The organism is Mesorhizobium ventifaucium (assembly GCF_935822925.1).
GTDB classification, from domain to species: domain Bacteria; phylum Pseudomonadota; class Alphaproteobacteria; order Rhizobiales; family Rhizobiaceae; genus Mesorhizobium; species Mesorhizobium ventifaucium.
Genome location: NZ_CAKXZS010000023.1, coordinates 318,047 through 334,204, shown reverse-complemented (window position 1 = coordinate 334,204; position 16,158 = coordinate 318,047). Strand labels below are relative to the sequence as shown.

General features: G+C 61.5%; 16 protein-coding genes. 7 read left to right on the top strand and 9 right to left on the bottom strand.

The window, feature by feature from the left end; translation table 11 throughout:
- The first annotated feature begins 48 nt into the window (after positions 1-48).
- Complete coding sequence (locus tag NMG70_RS19555; RefSeq protein ID WP_436798424.1) at positions 49-567, top strand: metal-independent carbonic anhydrase family protein; 519 nt, start codon at positions 49-51, stop codon at positions 565-567.
- 414 nt (positions 568-981) lie between these two features.
- Here NMG70_RS19555 and NMG70_RS19550 read toward each other — a convergent pair whose 3' ends face one another.
- Entirely contained in the window at positions 982-1,650 is a 669-nt protein-coding gene (locus NMG70_RS19550) for a haloacid dehalogenase type II (protein ID WP_254026053.1), read from the bottom strand.
- A 182-nt stretch (positions 1,651-1,832) separates the two neighbouring features.
- Complete coding sequence (locus NMG70_RS19545) at positions 1,833-2,729, bottom strand: LysR family transcriptional regulator (protein WP_254026052.1); 897 nt, start codon at positions 2,727-2,729, stop codon at positions 1,833-1,835.
- Between the two features lie 75 nt (positions 2,730-2,804).
- On the opposite strand from NMG70_RS19545, the gene NMG70_RS19540 reads away from it, so the two are divergent.
- From NMG70_RS19540 to NMG70_RS19515, 6 genes are all read left to right on the top strand, one after another.
- Entirely contained in the window at positions 2,805-3,956 is a 1,152-nt protein-coding gene (locus NMG70_RS19540) for a four-carbon acid sugar kinase family protein (protein WP_254026051.1), read from the top strand.
- A gap of 3 nt (positions 3,957-3,959) precedes the next feature.
- Positions 3,960-4,973, top strand: coding sequence for a 4-hydroxythreonine-4-phosphate dehydrogenase PdxA (gene pdxA, locus NMG70_RS19535; protein ID WP_254026050.1), 1,014 nt, complete (start codon positions 3,960-3,962; stop codon positions 4,971-4,973).
- Positions 4,970-5,668 (top strand): beta/alpha barrel domain-containing protein, encoded by a 699-nt coding sequence (locus NMG70_RS19530; RefSeq protein ID WP_254026049.1) that lies wholly within the window; start codon positions 4,970-4,972, stop codon positions 5,666-5,668. The genes pdxA and NMG70_RS19530 overlap by 4 nt, the downstream gene beginning before the upstream one ends.
- 546 nt (positions 5,669-6,214) lie before the next feature.
- Positions 6,215-7,411 carry an acyltransferase family protein gene (locus tag NMG70_RS19525; RefSeq protein WP_254026048.1) on the top strand — a complete coding sequence of 399 codons (1,197 nt, stop codon included), beginning with the start codon at positions 6,215-6,217 and terminating at the stop codon, positions 7,409-7,411.
- Positions 7,408-7,857 carry an aspartate/glutamate racemase family protein gene (locus NMG70_RS19520; RefSeq protein ID WP_254026047.1) on the top strand — a complete coding sequence of 150 codons (450 nt, stop codon included), beginning with the start codon at positions 7,408-7,410 and terminating at the stop codon, positions 7,855-7,857. The genes NMG70_RS19525 and NMG70_RS19520 overlap by 4 nt, the downstream gene beginning before the upstream one ends.
- Entirely contained in the window at positions 7,821-8,174 is a 354-nt protein-coding gene (locus tag NMG70_RS19515) for a hypothetical protein (RefSeq protein WP_254026046.1), read from the top strand. Before NMG70_RS19520 ends, NMG70_RS19515 begins: the two co-directional genes overlap by 37 nt.
- A 178-nt stretch (positions 8,175-8,352) precedes the next feature.
- Here NMG70_RS19515 and NMG70_RS19510 read toward each other — a convergent pair whose 3' ends face one another.
- From NMG70_RS19510 to NMG70_RS19480, 7 genes are all read right to left on the bottom strand, one after another.
- Positions 8,353-9,807: an aldehyde dehydrogenase family protein gene (locus tag NMG70_RS19510; protein ID WP_254026045.1), complete on the bottom strand. Its 1,455-nt coding sequence runs from the start codon at positions 9,805-9,807 to the stop codon at positions 8,353-8,355.
- A complete protein-coding gene (locus NMG70_RS19505; protein ID WP_254026044.1) occupies positions 9,804-11,078 on the bottom strand; it encodes an NAD(P)/FAD-dependent oxidoreductase in 1,275 nt (424 codons plus the stop codon). Before NMG70_RS19505 ends, NMG70_RS19510 begins: the two co-directional genes overlap by 4 nt.
- Before the next feature lie 61 nt (positions 11,079-11,139).
- Positions 11,140-12,309, bottom strand: coding sequence for an alanine racemase (locus NMG70_RS19500; RefSeq protein ID WP_436798423.1), 1,170 nt, complete (start codon positions 12,307-12,309; stop codon positions 11,140-11,142).
- A 19-nt stretch (positions 12,310-12,328) separates the two neighbouring features.
- A complete protein-coding gene (locus tag NMG70_RS19495) occupies positions 12,329-13,147 on the bottom strand; it encodes a GNAT family N-acetyltransferase (RefSeq protein WP_254026042.1) in 819 nt (272 codons plus the stop codon).
- A 301-nt stretch (positions 13,148-13,448) separates the two neighbouring features.
- Positions 13,449-14,030 (bottom strand): NAD(P)/FAD-dependent oxidoreductase, encoded by a 582-nt coding sequence (locus NMG70_RS19490; RefSeq protein ID WP_254026041.1) that lies wholly within the window; start codon positions 14,028-14,030, stop codon positions 13,449-13,451.
- Positions 13,985-14,755 (bottom strand): NAD(P)/FAD-dependent oxidoreductase, encoded by a 771-nt coding sequence (locus NMG70_RS19485; protein ID WP_254026040.1) that lies wholly within the window; start codon positions 14,753-14,755, stop codon positions 13,985-13,987. The genes NMG70_RS19490 and NMG70_RS19485 overlap by 46 nt, the downstream gene beginning before the upstream one ends.
- A gap of 54 nt (positions 14,756-14,809) precedes the next feature.
- Complete coding sequence (locus NMG70_RS19480; RefSeq protein WP_254026039.1) at positions 14,810-16,120, bottom strand: NAD(P)/FAD-dependent oxidoreductase; 1,311 nt, start codon at positions 16,118-16,120, stop codon at positions 14,810-14,812.
- Positions 16,121-16,158 lie beyond the last annotated feature (38 nt).

Here is a 16,158-nt window from a genome sequence, read left to right as displayed (position 1 = left end):
CGACGCCCGTGTAGCAAACGGAGAAACAGAATGCTAAACAAGATAGCCTTGGCAGCCAGCGTAATTGCCCTGATGGCCGTGGGATCCGCGCAAGCCAAGGGGATGACCCCGGTTACCGCGGACGAAGTCGTAGCGCTTCAGAAGGCCTGGGGCGAGGGTATTGTCGATATCGGGCAGGTCTTCAGCGATGGTGGCGACTACAGAGCTGCTGCCGAGGAGCATCTCAAGAAATTCTATGCCTATGGAGAGGAAGAAGTTCTGTTCAAGCCCACACTTGCAAACGAAGACCAGTTCCGCGGCACTTTCGAGGAAGCATTGTCATATTTCGTCACCGGAGTTGTGAGCGAAGACAAGGGATTTGCGATTGCGCCCTACACCGAGGTGCGCTGGGAAAACGAAGGCACGATCGTCGACAGCGATAGTGCCATGTCGATGGGCAACTACTATTTCACGAAGACGGACGGCTCCGAGACCAAGGTCGAATACTCTTTTGGAATTGAGCGAATGGGTGACGGTCAGCTGAAGATCGTCCTGCATCACTCGTCGCTGCCTTATTCGCCAAACTGATCTGGGTGTAAGACGAGAACCTCTTCAGGTTGCGGCAGTAGGCGAGCGGGGCCGGATCGACCGGCCCCGTTTCGCTTTTAGGGTGCCCGCACCTTGTCCTCAAACTCCCGTCTCGCCCCGATCTTCCTTGGAGCGCGTTCAGCGAAACAGAAACACGACAGTCGCCGTAGGGCATAATTTTGTAATAGAACCTTGTGACGCTTCGGCTGACAGCTATGCGAGCACCCACTGGGGAGACGGGTAAGTCCGGGTTGGGTCAGATCTTCCAGTTGTTAAACAGGAAGGTTGCGCTAGAAGCTGAGCGCTCCAGCGATGACGCCCCGCAGTTCTGTTTCTCGCGGTGTTTGAGACGGCGCCGCCTGGCAGCTCAAAAAAACGTGCGCCGTACCCTGCAGGCCCGGCCCATCCTTGCCCTCAGAGTCCGAAGACGCCCGGTAGCTGCGCCACATCGCGGATTTCCGTGTACTCGTAGTAGGGGTTGGCAGGCTCATGGCCGCGATTGACCCAGACTTTGCTCTTGATCCCCAGATCATAGGCAGACATCAGGTCGTGGCGGAAAGACGAGGACACATGCGTGATATCCTCCGGGCCGCAACCGAGCATATCGAACATATATTCGAACGCCTTGAAGTGCGGCTTGTAGGCACCCGCCTCTTCAGCGGTCAAGACGGCATGAAAGGGCGCACCGAGCTTTGCCACGTTCGACGGAATCTGGGCCACCATGGAGTTCGTCAGGGTGACCAACGGAATTCCCTTGGCCAGTTTGGCCAATCCCTCGGGGACGTCCGGATGCGGCCCCCACGTCGGGATGCGGTTGTAGATCGTTTCGGCGTCTTCGACACGGAATGCGACGCTGTTGCGGCGGCAGGTACGCTCCAGCGCATTGTGAACGACATCCGCATAGGGCTTCCAGTCCTGCATCACCTCGTCGAGGCGGTAGCCCTGGAAGTTTTTGATGAATTCATCCATGCGCGGCCCATCCAGAAGATGACCGAACAAATCCCTGGCGGCTTCCGCCATTTGGAAATTGATGAGCGTGCCGTGGCAATCAAACGTCACGTATTTCGGCCGGAAGCGATCCATGTCTTTGGTTCCTGTCAATCTGCCCTATCAGCCAAGCATAATCGCAGGCGTTTGGCAGAATGTGCCGCAATGCATGATCATTTAGCAGAAGGCCCTTCGGTCGACCGCAAAACCAGCACTCCCTTTCGCAGTGCTGTCTTTTTCGCCCCGCCTGAGCTGATACGGGCGCATTATTTCTTAGTTTAGCTGTTCTCAAGCACCTGCCGCTTGAACGATCTCTCGGACTCTGCGGTCAGCCAATCGCGCAATGCGGAGAGGCCGGTTGAAGCAATGACCGACTTCGGATGGATGAGGCCGTAGTCCGTCCCGTCGCGCTCGAAGCCGAGTGGTGCTTCCAATCGCCCATTCGCGACGTCATCCGCTGCAATCGCCTCGGGGGCAAGAGCAACGCCAAGACCACCCAGGGCCGCTTCTGCCATCAGGAAATGATGATCCAGCAATCGGGTCGCTCGAGGACGCGGCGCATCCATGTGCGCGTCGAGCCATGCTTCCCAAGCATCCGGTCGCGTCCGTGATCCGAGCGCCACATAGTCGCCACTCTCGAACCGCTTGCGCAGGGATGGCAGCATGACCGGACCGACACGCTCCGGCATCAGCCTGATGATGGTCCATTCCGGGTCCACCAGAAAATCGAGTCGGCGGATCGCAAGCGTCACCCGGTCACGCGCGAAGTCGAGCCCACCGCCGCCGGTCGACAGATGCACCTCGACATCCGGGTATCGATCCTGAAACCCAGACAGACGCGGAATCAGCCAGCGCATCGCCAGCGAGCGCTCGCAGGACAGGATGATCGGAATGGGCGTCGAGCTGGATCTGATTTCTGCCAAGGCATCAGTGATTAAATGGAACGCCTTGCCGGTTGCCTCCGCCAGCTTTGCGCCATCGGAGGTCAGACGCACTCCGCGTCCGTTCGCTTCGAGCAAGCGCAAGCCAAGATCGGCGGCCAGTTTGGAGACGCGGCGGCTGACTGCACCATGCGTCAGAGCGAGTTCGGCGGCCGCAGCACGCACAGACCGCAGACGCGCCACTGTTTGGAAGGCACGCAGGTCGTCGAGCGAAGGTATTTCAGAACGCTTCATTGGTGACTTCATATCACCACAACTTGTCAGATCATATGGATATTCGGTTCCGACCGTTCTGCTATTCTCACTCAAATGAAACAGAACACATCTCTCCTCGTCGGGATAATCGCCGACGACCTGACCAGTGCTACCGACGGCGCGGCGGGCTTTCTCGCGAGAGGCTATGCACCTGTGATCAAGCGACAGGTCGACGGCGCGGAAAATGGAGCTATCACTTCATTTGATACCAACAGCCGCGCCTCAGACATCAGGCAGGCGACAAGGGCTATCGCCGACGCTGTGTCGGCCCTCTCGAATGCCCGCCTTCTGTTCAAAACCATCGATTCGACCCTGCGCGGCCATATCCGCGAGGAAGTCGCCGCCGCCTTTCGTGCCAGCGGCCGGAGCAGGCTTGTCATCGCTCCAGCCTTTCCCGAAGCGGGGCGGCTCACCGTCGGCGGGATCCAGACGGTGAACGGCATCCCTGTGAGTCAAAGCGTCTACGGCCGTGATCCAGTCCATTCCGCAGGCACCTCGGACATTGCCGATCTGGTCGACCCGTCCTTGGGGATACCGATCATTCTCGCCCCAGACAGTTCCGGCGATGCGGCGACGAAAGGGTCCATTCTGATCCTCGACGCCGACAGCCAAGACGTACTGAACCGGCAGGTCGCCGGCATTCCCGATCCTGAGACTGTTCTTTGGGTGGGCTCTCCTGGTCTCGCCATCGCGCTGGCATCGCTGGTCCCTGCCGTGCCGGATGGACACCCATTAACGGGCGAAGCCGCCGGGCGGGTGGTGATCGTCGCAGGAAGCACCAATCCGGTGACGCGCGTCCAATGCGAGACCTTGCGTGTACGAGGCGTTCCCGTCGTCAGCGACCTGGCCGACGCTCCCGGCGACGCCCGTGTGATTTGTCTTCGGGCACCGCTGCAACGGCAGGAGAATGCCAGCGCGGTGATGACGAACCTCGCCGGACAGGCAGCCGCAGCGGTCGCCCGGCGCGACTATGACGCGGTGATTGCCACCGGCGGCGAGACGATGGCCGCGATCCTCGACCGCCTCGGCATCATCGGGTTCCTTCTCACCCGCGAGTTGGAGCCCGGCTTTCCGGTCGGCCGCGCCGAACGGGCGGACGGAACGCCGCTCACCATCGCCATGAAGGCGGGAGGCTTCGGCTCACCCTCTGCACTCCTTGATGCCGCCCGCGACCTGCTGGCAAACCGCTTTCACGAAAGGCTCTGATCGATGACCGCCCATGACGCTCCTCTAGCCGTGACTATGGGTGATCCCTCCGGCATCGGCCCCGAGATCATCGCAAAAATGTATCTCCGTCGACCGGACAAGCGACACTGGATCGTCGTCGGTGATCCGCTGGTGATGACCCACGCCCTTTGCGCACTCAATTCTGATGTGCGGGTCCGGCCGATCGCTTCCGTCGATGAGACCGTGCTCGATGACGGAACCCTCAACGTGCTTTGCTCCTCGCAGCTTTCCGCCCTGCCACCGGTCAGCCAGGTTTCGGCCGTCAGTGGACGCGCGGCGTTCGACGCCATCGTTGTCGCGATCGGACTGGCGCGGGACGGTTGGGTGGGCGGCATCGTAACGGCGCCGATTCACAAGGAGGCCCTCGCAGCAGCCGGTCTGCACTATCCTGGCCACACCGAAATCCTGGCCGATCATGGCGGGGCTCCCAAGGTCGCCATGATGCTGGCGAACGAGGACATTCGCACGGTTCTTGTTACCATCCATTGTTCGCTGTCCGAGGCGATCCGCAAAGGCGATTTCGCGGCGCAGATGGACGCGATCCGGTTGGCCCATGCCGGTGCGCAGGCGCTTGGCATCTCCCATCCGCGCGTCGCCGTCGCCGGCCTCAATCCGCATGCCGGCGAAGGCGGTCTCTTCGGAGACGAGGAAATCCGCATCATCCGGCCGGCAATCGAGGCGGCCCGTGCCGAAGGTATCGACGCCTCCGGCCCATGGCCCGGCGACACCGTGTTCATGCAGGCCCGTAAGGGCCGTTTCGACATCGTGGTCGCGCAGTATCACGACCAAGGTCTCATCCCGGTCAAATATATGGGCCTCGACCATGGCGTGAACGTCACGCTGGGCCTGCCTTTCGTGCGCACCAGCCCCGATCACGGCACCGCCTTCGACATCGCGGGGTCCGGCGTTGCCGACCCCTCCAGCCTGGAGACCGCCTTCGACTACGCCCTTCGGCTGAAGGCTTCTCTCCCCAACCAGAAAGCCGTCACCCCATGACACAATTCGACTTCATCTTCATGCTGACACGCAACGACCGCACCGTGACCGACGCCGCCGTCCACGCCGAAACGGCGCTCGGGGCCGGAATCCGCCACATCGGCTTCAAGGACATCGGCCTGCCGCTCGACGCGCTTGCCGGCCTCGCCCGCCAAATCCGCGAGGGTGGAGCCAGCACCTATCTCGAAGTCGTATCGCTCGACCGCGACAGCGAGATCCGCTCGGTCAAGGCGGCGATCGACCTCGGCGTCGACTTTCTTCTCGGCGGCACCCATGCCCAGGACGTGCTGCCGCTGCTGGAAGGGACGCCCATCCGCTATTATCCGTTTCCGGGTCGCATCGTAGGGCACCCGAGCATTCTCGAAGGATCGCAGGCCGAGATCGTCAAAAGCGCCGTCGCGCTCGCCAGCCATCCCGGTGTCGCCGGTCTCGACCTTCTCGCCTACCGTTCGGCAGGCAATGTGCCGTCTCTCATCGACGCTGTGTGCGGAGCCGTGCCCAAGCCCATTATCGTCGCAGGATCGGTGGACCGGCCGGACCAGGTCGAGACAATTCGCAAGAGTGGCGCAGCGGGGTTTACCGTCGGTACCTCCGCGCTGGACGGCCGGTTCCCGGCAGAGGGCCCCGCACTGGAATTCCAGCTTCGGGCGATCTCGGCTTGCGTTGAGGAACATCAAGAGAGCGTGGGAGGTTAGTCCTGGTCAAAATAATCACAAATTGAACTCAGCACGGCGGAGCTTCGAACGATCGAGGAAGCTCCAGGCCAGAGTTCTCTGCCACTACATTCGATCGCATAGACAGCAAGACAAACGAACGAAATTGAGCGTGCTCCACCATGCCTTGGCACATGCCAAGGCCACGCTGACCACCGGCTCTTCACCCAAAAAGGTAACCAAACCTGTCCTTTCTAAAGACCATCGATCAAACCCGTCATTCGCCCCGAAAGAATCCGCGGCGCTACCGGATTGAACCGCCCCGGGTTGATCGGAGGCTCCAACTCCTGAGAAGGTGGAGCCTCCGATCAACCCGGGACGGTTCAGGATACTGCCCTGAGTGCAAGCAACTCGAATGATTTAGCAAGAGCGAGTGTTTCTACTCCTTTCGGTCGCTTGGCAGAACCTCCACAATCCCCATCAGCCGAAAGGACAGCGTCCGTTACGGTCGCGCGTGTGCCAATTTCGGCAGAAAATAGTCAGAGAATTGCAAGATGCGCCGCCCGTTCGGACGGAAGGAAAATTAGCATGCCAACGCAGTCGATGACGTCTCCGTACATGCCGAAAAACAGCCAGCGAGTTGGCCCAGTTGACGCATTGAGATGCTTGGCCATGACGGCGGTCGTGGCACAGCATTGCGGATTGTTACCATTTGGATGGACGGGTGTGTGGCTCTTTTTCGTGATCTCCGGATACGTTGTTACCCTTACGGTGATAAGCCGGGAAAGCGATCAACCGGCGCTAGAGAGGTTGGTAGGGTTTTTTCGCAGGCGCGCACTTAGGATCGTCCCCGTCTATTTCGCCTACATCTGCGCAGGTGTCGTGACCATCCTTGTGAGTGGGAGTAGCCTCGACCTGATCGCTCTTGGCTCGCTACTGGGGTTTATCAACAATCTGGCCATGACGCTTGGGCGAGGTGAGCTTGGTTCTTGGCCCGTCGGGCACCTGTGGACTATCTCAGTGGAGATGCAGTTCTACGTCATCTACGGCTTTGCGCTGTTCCTGATGTCCCGCCGCACCGTAGTCTTGCTTCTACTTTCTATGCTCATCTTGGCGCCTATGCTGCGCTTAGCCGTCTCGATTGGCCTTCCCAGAATCGGATGGGATGCCGAAACCAGCGCGTACGCGGTCTATGCTGGATCACTTCTTCATACCGACGCCTTTGCGACGGGCTGTTTGCTAGCTTTTTTAAGTAAATATGGAATGCTCCAAAGAAAAGCTCCATTTGTTGCAATAGTTGGAATCTGCTTACTTTTCATCTATGTAATACTTTACACAAGCATTAACTACTATGTCGTGGAAGCGCGGGGCATGGACATCCTAAAAAACGTCCTCTCCGGAATCCTGTGGGGGCAGTATCGCGAAGTATTCCTTTTCAGTGCGCTAGCCGCTGCCTCTGGCGGCCTTGTAAGCCTTGCCGCTGTGGAGCACCGTTCCGTTCACTGGCTTTTGAGACTGAAATCTCTCCAACACATTGGAGAGATTTCATATGGCGCATACATTTACCATACGATTGCGATCGTCGCGGCCAAGTTGGCCCTCTCTCCGATAATGGACTTTTCGGCGAACCCGAGGCCAATCCATACGCGGATCGCGTTGTTCTTGTTGGCATACCTTCTGACGATTGTCGCCGCAGAACTTTCATTCCGATTTTTCGAACGCCGCTTCCTGGGTATCCACAATCTGCGATCTCCCACCAGGCAAATTTCCGAGATGCCGACATGACAACGGCGCGTATTGCTCTTGCTTTCCTCTCGCTTTTGTTTGCCAACTCTGCCAGCGCGGCGCGGGAGCAACACCTTTGCAAAGAGCCGGCGCCCGTAAATGCGCTCCTCGCCTCGTTTGGCATGAACACGCATATGCAGCAGGGGTGGCAATACGAAGATGCCGCAAGAACCGTCTCTACTCTCAAAGAACTCGGAATCACGCAGGTTCGGGAGGCCTTCACTGGCCTCGGTCACCCCGGCCTGCGCGGGTCGCTATCCGATCTGACGAAAGGAAGGCTTGCTACCTACGTATGGTCGGCAGTCGACGCCGGGGCAGATGCGATTGTCGTCACATGCTCGACTCTCGGACCGGCAGTCGATGCCATTGCGCCGCTTTGCCCTGTGCCGCTGTCCGTATCGATGAAGGCATGGCCAAAGCCGCTGTCGAGCATGGAAACCGCATAGGTGTCCGGGCGACCTTGTCGACAACGCTGGTGCCGACCGTGGATCTGCTGAAGCGCAAGGCGCGCGAGGCGGGCAAGGATGTAGCGGTCGATGATGTGCTGGTTGAGGGAGCGTTTCAGTTCCGCGCCGGCGGCGACGTCGAAGCCCATGACGTGCAAATCCGCCTGGCTCTCGAAGGGCTGTCGCAGAAGGTCGATGTCGTCGTTTTTGCGCAGGCCTCGATGGCTCGTGCGGTGCGGGGCACGGTCCAAAAGCTTCCAGTCCTGACAAGCCCTGTCCTTGGGGTTGAAAACGTGAAACGGCGTTTAGAGCGGTGAGCGCCCGCCACTGGTGACAGATCTCGCTTCTTGAGCCGACATCCCAGCTGGTTGCCGCCTGAGAACCCGGCGACGGGCGCAGCAAGCCGTGCAATCTTCACTTTAACTGGTTAACGATCCCCGGCCTACAGGCATGGACGGCGCCACCTGCGCCCTCTGCGCGTAGCGAAGATGTCGCCTAGAAATAGCCGAGGATGGATTTGACCTCGAGATACTCCAACATGCCTTCGATGCCATATTCGCGTCCGTTTCCGGACTGTTTGAAACCGCCAAACGGGGCGTGCGGATCCCAGGCCGGGTAGTTGAGATGAACCTGACCGGCGCGAATCCGCGAGGCGACGTCCCTGACGGCGCCCATATCCGTGCCCTGCACATGGGCCCCCAGGCCGTAGACCGTATCGTTGGCGATAGTGACGGCCTCCTCGACTGTGTCGTAAGGGATGATGCACAGAACTGGCCCAAAAACCTCTTCCTGGGCAATGCGCATGCCTGTGCGCACGTCGGAAAAGATGGTCGGCTTCACATAGAACCCGACGCTCAGATCGTCCGCGCGACCCGGCCCGCCGGTGAGGAGCCTGGCGCCCTCCGAAATGCCGACGCCGATCATGGTTTGGATACGGTCGAACTGGGAACGGTTGGCGATTGCACCGTGAGTGGTGGTTTCTGAAAGAGGATCGCCGACGATGATCTGGGCTGCAGCCCTCCTGGCGATCGCCTCGATCTCGGACAGCCGGTCGCGCGGCACGATCATACGCGTAGGCGCGCTGCATGACTGGCCGAGATTGCGGAAGGCGGCGGCGACGCCCAGCGAAACGGCACGATCGAGGTCGGCGTCAGGCAAAATCACGTTCGGCGACTTGCCGCCGAGCTCCTGTCCGACGCGCTTGACCGTCGGCGCGGCGGCCTGGGCCACCGCAATGCCGGCACGGGTCGAGCCGGTAATGGAGATCATGTCGACATCCGTATGGGAGGCGAGACCCATACCCACGCCTGGGCCGTCACCATTGACGAGGTTGAAGACACCGGCAGGGAAGCCGGCTTCCTCGATCGCCTCGGCAAACAGCAGCGCGTCCAAAGGAGAGAGCTCGCTTGGCTTCAGCACGACCGCGCAGCCCGCGGCGAGCGCCGGTGCAACCTTGGCGGTGATCTGGTAGAGTGGCCAGTTCCACGGCGTGATCAGCGCGCAGACACCGATCGGTTCGTGGGTGACGGCGGTGTGGCCACGCTGCTCGACGAAGGGGAAGGTTTTCAGAACATCGCGAGCGACTTGCACATGGGCGATCGCGAGCGGCACCTGCGCGGTGCGCGCATATCCGATCGCCGCGCCCATTTCGAGGCTCAAGCATCGCGCAAGCAGCTCATTGCGCGCTTCGAGCAGCGCCTGCAGGCGATGAAGCAGACCCGCGCGGTATTCCGGCCTGGTACGGCTCCAGCTGGCGAACGCCCGGCGGGCCGCTGAAACGGCTGCGTCCACGTCCGCGCTGTTTCCGAGCGGAAACCGGGTCACGACCTCTTCGGTGGCGGGGTTCACCACGACGCCCTCGGCGGTGCCCTTCGGCTCGACCCATTGACCGTCGATGAAGAACTTGTCCAGGCGGCCGTTGCGGGACAGGTGTTCGAGGGGCGAAATCATGTGACAAGGTCCTTCATGCGGTAATAGGCACCGAGGATCGGCAGGAACCAGGGACGCCCGAAATATCCAGGGATCGCCGGCCAGTCGAAATCCTTCCAGGGGTTCAGGTCCGGACGCCCGTCCATGACATCGGCCATGATGCTGCCCATCAGCGTCGACATATGGGTGCCATGCCCGCTATAACCCATCGAGTAGTAGATTCCGTTGCGCTCCCCGGCGCGCGGCAGCCGGTCGCGGGTCATGTCGACCATGCCGCCCCAGCAGTAATCGATGCGGATGTCGGCCAGTTCCGGATAGACCTCGACCATCGCCGCTTTCAGGATCCGGCCGCTCTTCTCGTCGGACTGCGGGTTGGATACTGCAAACCGGGCTCGCCCGCCGAACAGCATGCGATTGTCCGGCGTCAGCCGCCAGTAGACGACGAGATTGCGCGTGTCGACGACATTGCGTCGGGTCGGCATGAGGCGCTCGAGTTGCGAAGGCGACAGCGGTTCCGTCACGACCAGGAAGGCGCCGACCGGCACGATGCGGCGGCGGATCCATCCGAGCGGACCGACCTGGGAAATGCCGCTCGCCAGCAGGACCTGACGCGCGACGATCTTGCCGCGCGGGGTCTCTACCTCATGCCCGTCGGCGACCTTGCGCAGAGCCATGACGGGGGCGTTTTCATAGACCTCTGCGCCCCGCCGCGCCGCCGCGGTCGCCAGACCCCGGACGAAACGGCCGACATGCATGCTGGCGCTCTTGGGAAACAGCAGCCCGCCATAGTAGCGGCTGGTGCCGACTTCGCTTCGCAGGTCGGCGCGCGCGATCATCCTCGTTCCGGGATCGACATTGGCGGCGAGCAGTTCCTGGCTGCGCGCCAGCATGTCGTAGTGCTCAGGCTTGGCGGCAAGCTTCAGCTTGCCGACGCGGGAGAAGCTGCAGTCGATCCTTTCTTCCTGCACCAGCCGCTCGACCATATCGACGCCGGCGTCGAAAGCCTTGTAGAGCGCGTTTGCGGCCGGCTTGCCGTGCTTGCCGGCCATGATCGCATAGTTCTGGGCAAAACCGTTGTTGCACATCCCGCCATTGCGACCGGAAGCGGCGTTGCCGATCGTTTCGGCCTCCAACAGTGCAACCCGGGCGCCCTTTTTGGCGAGGGCCAGCGCCGCGGAGGATCCGGTCAGGCCGCCGCCCACAACCGCCACATCGTAGTGGCCTTCGAGCGGTTTGGACGCGCCCTCATTGAACGGCTGAGAGGTATCCAGCCAATAAGATGTAAACTTCATGATTGCACCACCAGTGCGTCAGTTTGCATGGGCGCCATGCAAAGCGTTGCGATTGGAGCCCCTACCATCCGCGCATCCGCTCCCAATGTGCTTCGATCCGGGGACTGTCCCCGTTGACGACGCTGTAGAAGTGATGCTGGGCGGCCATCGCGCAGGCATGGTTGGGCAGAATCCGGACCCGAGCCCCGAGCGGCAAATCGGGCATGGACTTTCCAGAACCGGCACGAATGGCGAGGATACCGTGTTCCTGGCTGGCCTGCGCCACGATCACATCTTCAAGCACCAGCCCCTTTTCGTCGCAGACCACGCCGTAACCCTGGTCGATCTGCTGGTTTGCGGTTCCGCGGTCGCGCGAAAGCGCCATCCACCCCGCGTCGACCAGCACCCATCCCTTTTCCGGCTTGGACCCGATCACCGTGGCCAACACGGAAATCGCGATATCGCCGATGGCACAGACCCCCACCCCGTGCTGGACGAGGTCAAAGAACATGTAGACCCCGGCGCGCAGCTCCGTGACGCCTTCGAGGTTCTCGGCGAAGTGCGCCGTCGGCGTAGAGCCTAGACTGACGATCGGGCAAGCATGGCCGTGAGCGCGCAAAGCTTCGGCGGCGCGCACGGTGGCCGAACGCTCGTCCTCGGCTGCCTTGACCAGCGCATCGGCCGTGCTCAAGCCATAGGACTCGCCGGCATGGGCGAGGACGCCGACCAGGTTGGCGCCGGCTGCGACGACCCTGTTGGCCACCTCGAGCAGCTTGGGATCGTCCGGCTTCAATCCACCGCGATGGTCGTCGCAGTCCAGTTCGATGAAGACGGACGGCGTCACGCCGGTGGCTTCGCGTACACCGGCCAGGGCGTCGGCCTGCTCCACGGAATCGAGCAACAGCTTCACATCGGCGCCCGTGCTGCGACAAAGCTCCATGGCGCGGACGGCCGAAGCCGGCGACATGCCGACTGCATAGGTGATGTCTCGAAAGCCGTGGCCGGCGAAATACTCCGCCTCGGCGATAGTCGAGACCGTGATCGGACCGGGTTCGCGGGGAAACACATATCGGGCGACGTCGATGCTTTTGGCCGTCTTCATATGCGGGCGCAGCACCACGCCAAGCTTTCTGGCATGCTCGGCCAGACGCTGGATGTTGCGCTCGAGCCGCCCCCGGTCCAGAAGCAGCGACGGGGTGATGAGGGCATCGATCGTTTGGGCCGCCTCACGCATCTTTACACTCGTATCCATCGCTCCCCTACCTCATTCCTTAACCGAACGACTGATTTGCCAAGGCATACATGCGGGCCGTCCCGTCGGAGACAGGCCGTCGCCCCTTGACCATCGCGATCACAGCACCGACACGCGCGAGGCCCAGGCTATCCAGCCAGTCGCCCAATCCGTGTTCGGCATAGACGTCGATGCGCACGAATTGGCCGTGAAGCGTCGCAAGCTGGGCCAGGATCAGCAGTCGCGCGTCTTGAGCGCTCTCGGCCGCGCAGGGACCGACGACATAGCCGCGGCCGAACCGCCTGGCGATGGCGTAGCCTGCAATACGCCCCGCGCATTCGATGACCAAAACACTGCCCGCTTCCGCGAGGCCAGCCACCATCGACGGCCGGGGCATGCCAGTGGCCCGTTCGTCGAAGGCCTGGATCGCCGCGAGGTCGGAGACCGTCGCTTGACGGATGTCGTCGCGGGTACTCTGCGTCACGGCGACGGTCAGCGGGCCCTGGTGCTGAATCACCGTGCCCCAGGCATTGAAGCCGCGTCGCCTGTAGAGCGCGAGCCCCTCTTCCGTCGAATTGAGCAGCACGTTGCGCCCGTCCGTGGCCTGAAGCAACCCGTCAAAAAGCCGGGAGCCGTTGCCACCGCCTTGCGCCGAGCCAGTGACTATGATCATCCCGGCAGTGGCATAGGCCTGTCCGTAATTCCAGGACATGGCAGTGCCGATCACCTGTCCCGCCCGCTCGAGGACCAGGCCATTGCCGACCGTCACGGCAAATTCCCAGTCCTCCTGGCGATAAGGCCAGCCCATCTCCTGCGACAGCTTCAACGCGCCCGGCACATGGCGGGTCTCGAATTTCATCAGCTCGGTCGGGGCGCTGACGATATCTCTGTCATGATCAACGGCCATAAGTGCAACGCTGTCGCTTGACCCAAAGTCAGATTGAAGTCGGACCTTAGAGTGGCGTCCGCCGGACAGTTTTCGCTGCTGTTTTGCCCTTTCAATTCAGCGGGATCATTTGTTTTGAGCCGTCCGTCGGCATGCCATATGGCGCAAACCGGGCGAGGAACGCGGCAAGACCACTCGGGCATGGCTCAGGCGAGGTGCAATGCAGACCTCAGCGGCATCCCTCGGTCGCAGCCTGCCGCACACCTGACCAACATCAATGCAATTTGAGACGCGGACGGACAACCCGGTTGACATGGCCGACCAGGATAAGAGCCAGGCCCTTGATCCAGCCATGTATGGCCACCAAGTGCATGCGGTACAAAGAAACGTAGATCATCCTGGCGAGCCGCCCCTCGATCGCCATCCGCCCTCCGACGAGGTTTCCCATCAAGCTGCCGACGGTGGAAAACCGGCTCAACGACACCAGCGAGCCCTTGTCCCGATAGACAAATGCTTCCGGCGTTTCCCCCGCAATCAAGTGAAGAATGTTGCGATAAGCCGTCGATGCCATCTGGTGGGCAGCCTGAGCTCGTGGCGGCACCGGGCCGCCCGCCCCTTCCGGCTTGAAAAAGCAGCAATCGCCAATAGCGAAGATGCGCTCGTCCCGGCTCGTTTGGAGGGTCGGAAGGACGACAAGTTGCCTGCTACGCGCCACCTCAAGCCCGTCGAGCTCTCCCAGAACATTTGCCCCCTGCACTCCTGCAGCCCAGACGCAAATATTGGCGTGTATCTGCTCCCCGGTAGCACACCTCAGTCCCTGTTCCGTTGCTTCGGATACAGCTGTCTTTGCGAGCACCCGGACGCCGAGGCCTCAAGTTCCTGATGCGCGGCCTTTGCTAAAGCATCTGGGAGAGCCGGAAGAATCCGTGGCCCGGCCTCTATCAAAGTGACCCTCAGCCGAGTTTCGTCGAAGACTTCCAGGCCATAATGTCTGAGAGATGATGCAGCATTGTAGAGTTCAGCAGCGAGTTCGACGCCTGTCGCGCCGCCACCTACGATAGCTATATCAACAAAGGCGTCGTCGGTTGGATTGGCTGACATTGTCCTGGAAACTCGAAGACAATGATTCAACAACTTCAATCGAAAGCGATCCGCTTGATGACGGTCTTCGAGGAAAAGGCAATGATCCTTCACTCCGGGAGTACCGAAGTCGTTTGAAACCGAGCCGATTGCGATAACCAGGTAATCGTATCGGAGCCGATGTCGACCAACCAGTTCCGACCCGTCATCGTCGAAAATCGGCGCCACTGTGACCTGCCGCGCGGTGCGATCGATGGCCTCCAGCGACCCGTAGAAGAAGCGGTAGCCCCAACGGTGGCCGTGGCCGCGGTAGCCCACTTCGTCAAGATTTGCGTCGAGTGATCCGGCCGCAACCTCATGGAGGAGCGGCTTCCAGACATGGGTGTGGTTCCGCTCGACAAGAATGATATCGAACTCGTTGCGGCCGAGCCGTGCTCCGAGCCGCCGCACGAGTTCAAGACCTCCAGCCCCACCGCCAACGACGACTATTTGAGTCTTCATTCCTGCTTGCCCGGTCTCGTTGAGGAACGCCCCCTCAGAAAGTATATCCGCCTGTCAGCGGCTGGCGCGCCACCAGGCGATACGGTCCTGCAGGGCGTAGCCCTTGATAACGGCAGGCAGGAACCACGGATTGCCCCGATAGAGCGGGATGGCCGCAGGCGGCCGGAAGTCGAACGCGGTGCGCGCCTGCTCGCCATGCCCCATCAGCTTGTGGGCCGCACGCGTGCCGACCCATGGCGCCCAGACCACGCCCGAACCGCAGAAGCCGGTGGCATAGACCACGCCGTCCTGTTCGAAGATGCGGGGCAGCATGTCGCGGTGCATCGCCACATTGCCGAACCAGCTGTGCGAAAGGCGAACCTTCTCCAGTTCCGGGAAAATTTCGCCCAGCCCGTTGCGCAGACGGAGCGTCGGGGCTGCCGGATCGCCTGCACGCGAGCTGTCGCGCCCGCCGAGCAGGATGCGTCTGCCGTCCGGCGTGGGACGGTAGTAGAAGCCCAGCTCACGGCCCTCCCCCATCATCATCCGCTTCGGCATCAGGCGCGCCATCACCTCAGGCGCGAGTTCCTCGGTGGCAATGATCCGGCTGCGAACCGGCACCAGGCGGCGGCGCAGGAACGGACTGGCGCCATCCGTGTAGCCATTTGTGCAGACCAGCACCTGCCGTGCCTGCACCGTTCCGGCCGAAGTGGCGATGCGGAACCCGGAGCTATCCCTTTCTATCGAGGTTACGGGCGTGCTCGAATGGACCGTCAGGCCCGAAGCGAGCGCCACCCGCAGGAGCTCGGCGTGGAACTTGGCCGGGTGCAGCCCGCCGATGTCCATCCGGACCATGCCGCCGCGATAGAAATCGGTGCCGACGTAGTTGCGCTGCGTTGCATATGGAACAGCGTAGGATTCGATGCCCAGTTTCCTCGCCAACGCCTCGGCGCCGCGGGCCATCTTCTCGTACTGTTCATATCCGATGGCGCCCTTGAACAGGCCAACCAGTTGAAAGTCGCAGTCGAGCTTTTCCGACTTGATGAAGTCGTAAAGGAATTCGCGCGCGACCTTGCCCTCGGCCTCGATCGCCATGGCTTTTTGTTCGCCGAAGCGCCGGGTGATCGTGGCGTAGTCCAGCCGGATGCTCCCGCTGGTAATTCCGCCATTGCGCGACGAGGCCCCCTCGCCCGGATTCATCGCATCAAAAGCTGCAACCGAACGCCCCTCGCGCGCCAGCACAAGCCCGGCCGAAAGCCCGGCATAACCCGCGCCGACGATCGCCACGTCGAGCTTCCTGGCCAGGGGCTGCGGCGGCAGCGGCATGACGGGTGCCGCTTCCCACCAGTAGGGGGTGCTCTTGTCGGCGACTTTCGGCTCGTGCATCAGAGTCACTTCTCACTGGGGTTTCGGGAGGGGACCGC

Coding starts and splice junctions, on each gene's coding strand:
- NMG70_RS19505 (WP_254026044.1), bottom strand. CDS start 11,078: ATGAAGTTTACATCTTATTGGCTGGATACCTCTCAGCCGTTCAATGAG.
- NMG70_RS19480 (WP_254026039.1), bottom strand. CDS start 16,120: ATGCACGAGCCGAAAGTCGCCGACAAGAGCACCCCCTACTGGTGGGAA.
- NMG70_RS19530 (WP_254026049.1), top strand. CDS start 4,970: ATGACACAATTCGACTTCATCTTCATGCTGACACGCAACGACCGCACC.
- NMG70_RS19520 (WP_254026047.1), top strand. CDS start 7,408: ATGACAACGGCGCGTATTGCTCTTGCTTTCCTCTCGCTTTTGTTTGCC.
- NMG70_RS19550 (WP_254026053.1), bottom strand. CDS start 1,650: ATGGATCGCTTCCGGCCGAAATACGTGACGTTTGATTGCCACGGCACG.
- NMG70_RS19540 (WP_254026051.1), top strand. CDS start 2,805: ATGAAACAGAACACATCTCTCCTCGTCGGGATAATCGCCGACGACCTG.
- NMG70_RS19495 (WP_254026042.1), bottom strand. CDS start 13,147: ATGAAATTCGAGACCCGCCATGTGCCGGGCGCGTTGAAGCTGTCGCAG.
- NMG70_RS19515 (WP_254026046.1), top strand. CDS start 7,821: ATGGCCAAAGCCGCTGTCGAGCATGGAAACCGCATAGGTGTCCGGGCG.
- NMG70_RS19545 (WP_254026052.1), bottom strand. CDS start 2,729: ATGAAGCGTTCTGAAATACCTTCGCTCGACGACCTGCGTGCCTTCCAA.
- NMG70_RS19510 (WP_254026045.1), bottom strand. CDS start 9,807: ATGATTTCGCCCCTCGAACACCTGTCCCGCAACGGCCGCCTGGACAAG.
- NMG70_RS19500 (WP_436798423.1), bottom strand. CDS start 12,309: ATGGATACGAGTGTAAAGATGCGTGAGGCGGCCCAAACGATCGATGCC.
- NMG70_RS19525 (WP_254026048.1), top strand. CDS start 6,215: ATGCCAACGCAGTCGATGACGTCTCCGTACATGCCGAAAAACAGCCAG.
- NMG70_RS19485 (WP_254026040.1), bottom strand. CDS start 14,755: ATGAAGACTCAAATAGTCGTCGTTGGCGGTGGGGCTGGAGGTCTTGAA.
- pdxA (WP_254026050.1), top strand. CDS start 3,960: ATGACCGCCCATGACGCTCCTCTAGCCGTGACTATGGGTGATCCCTCC.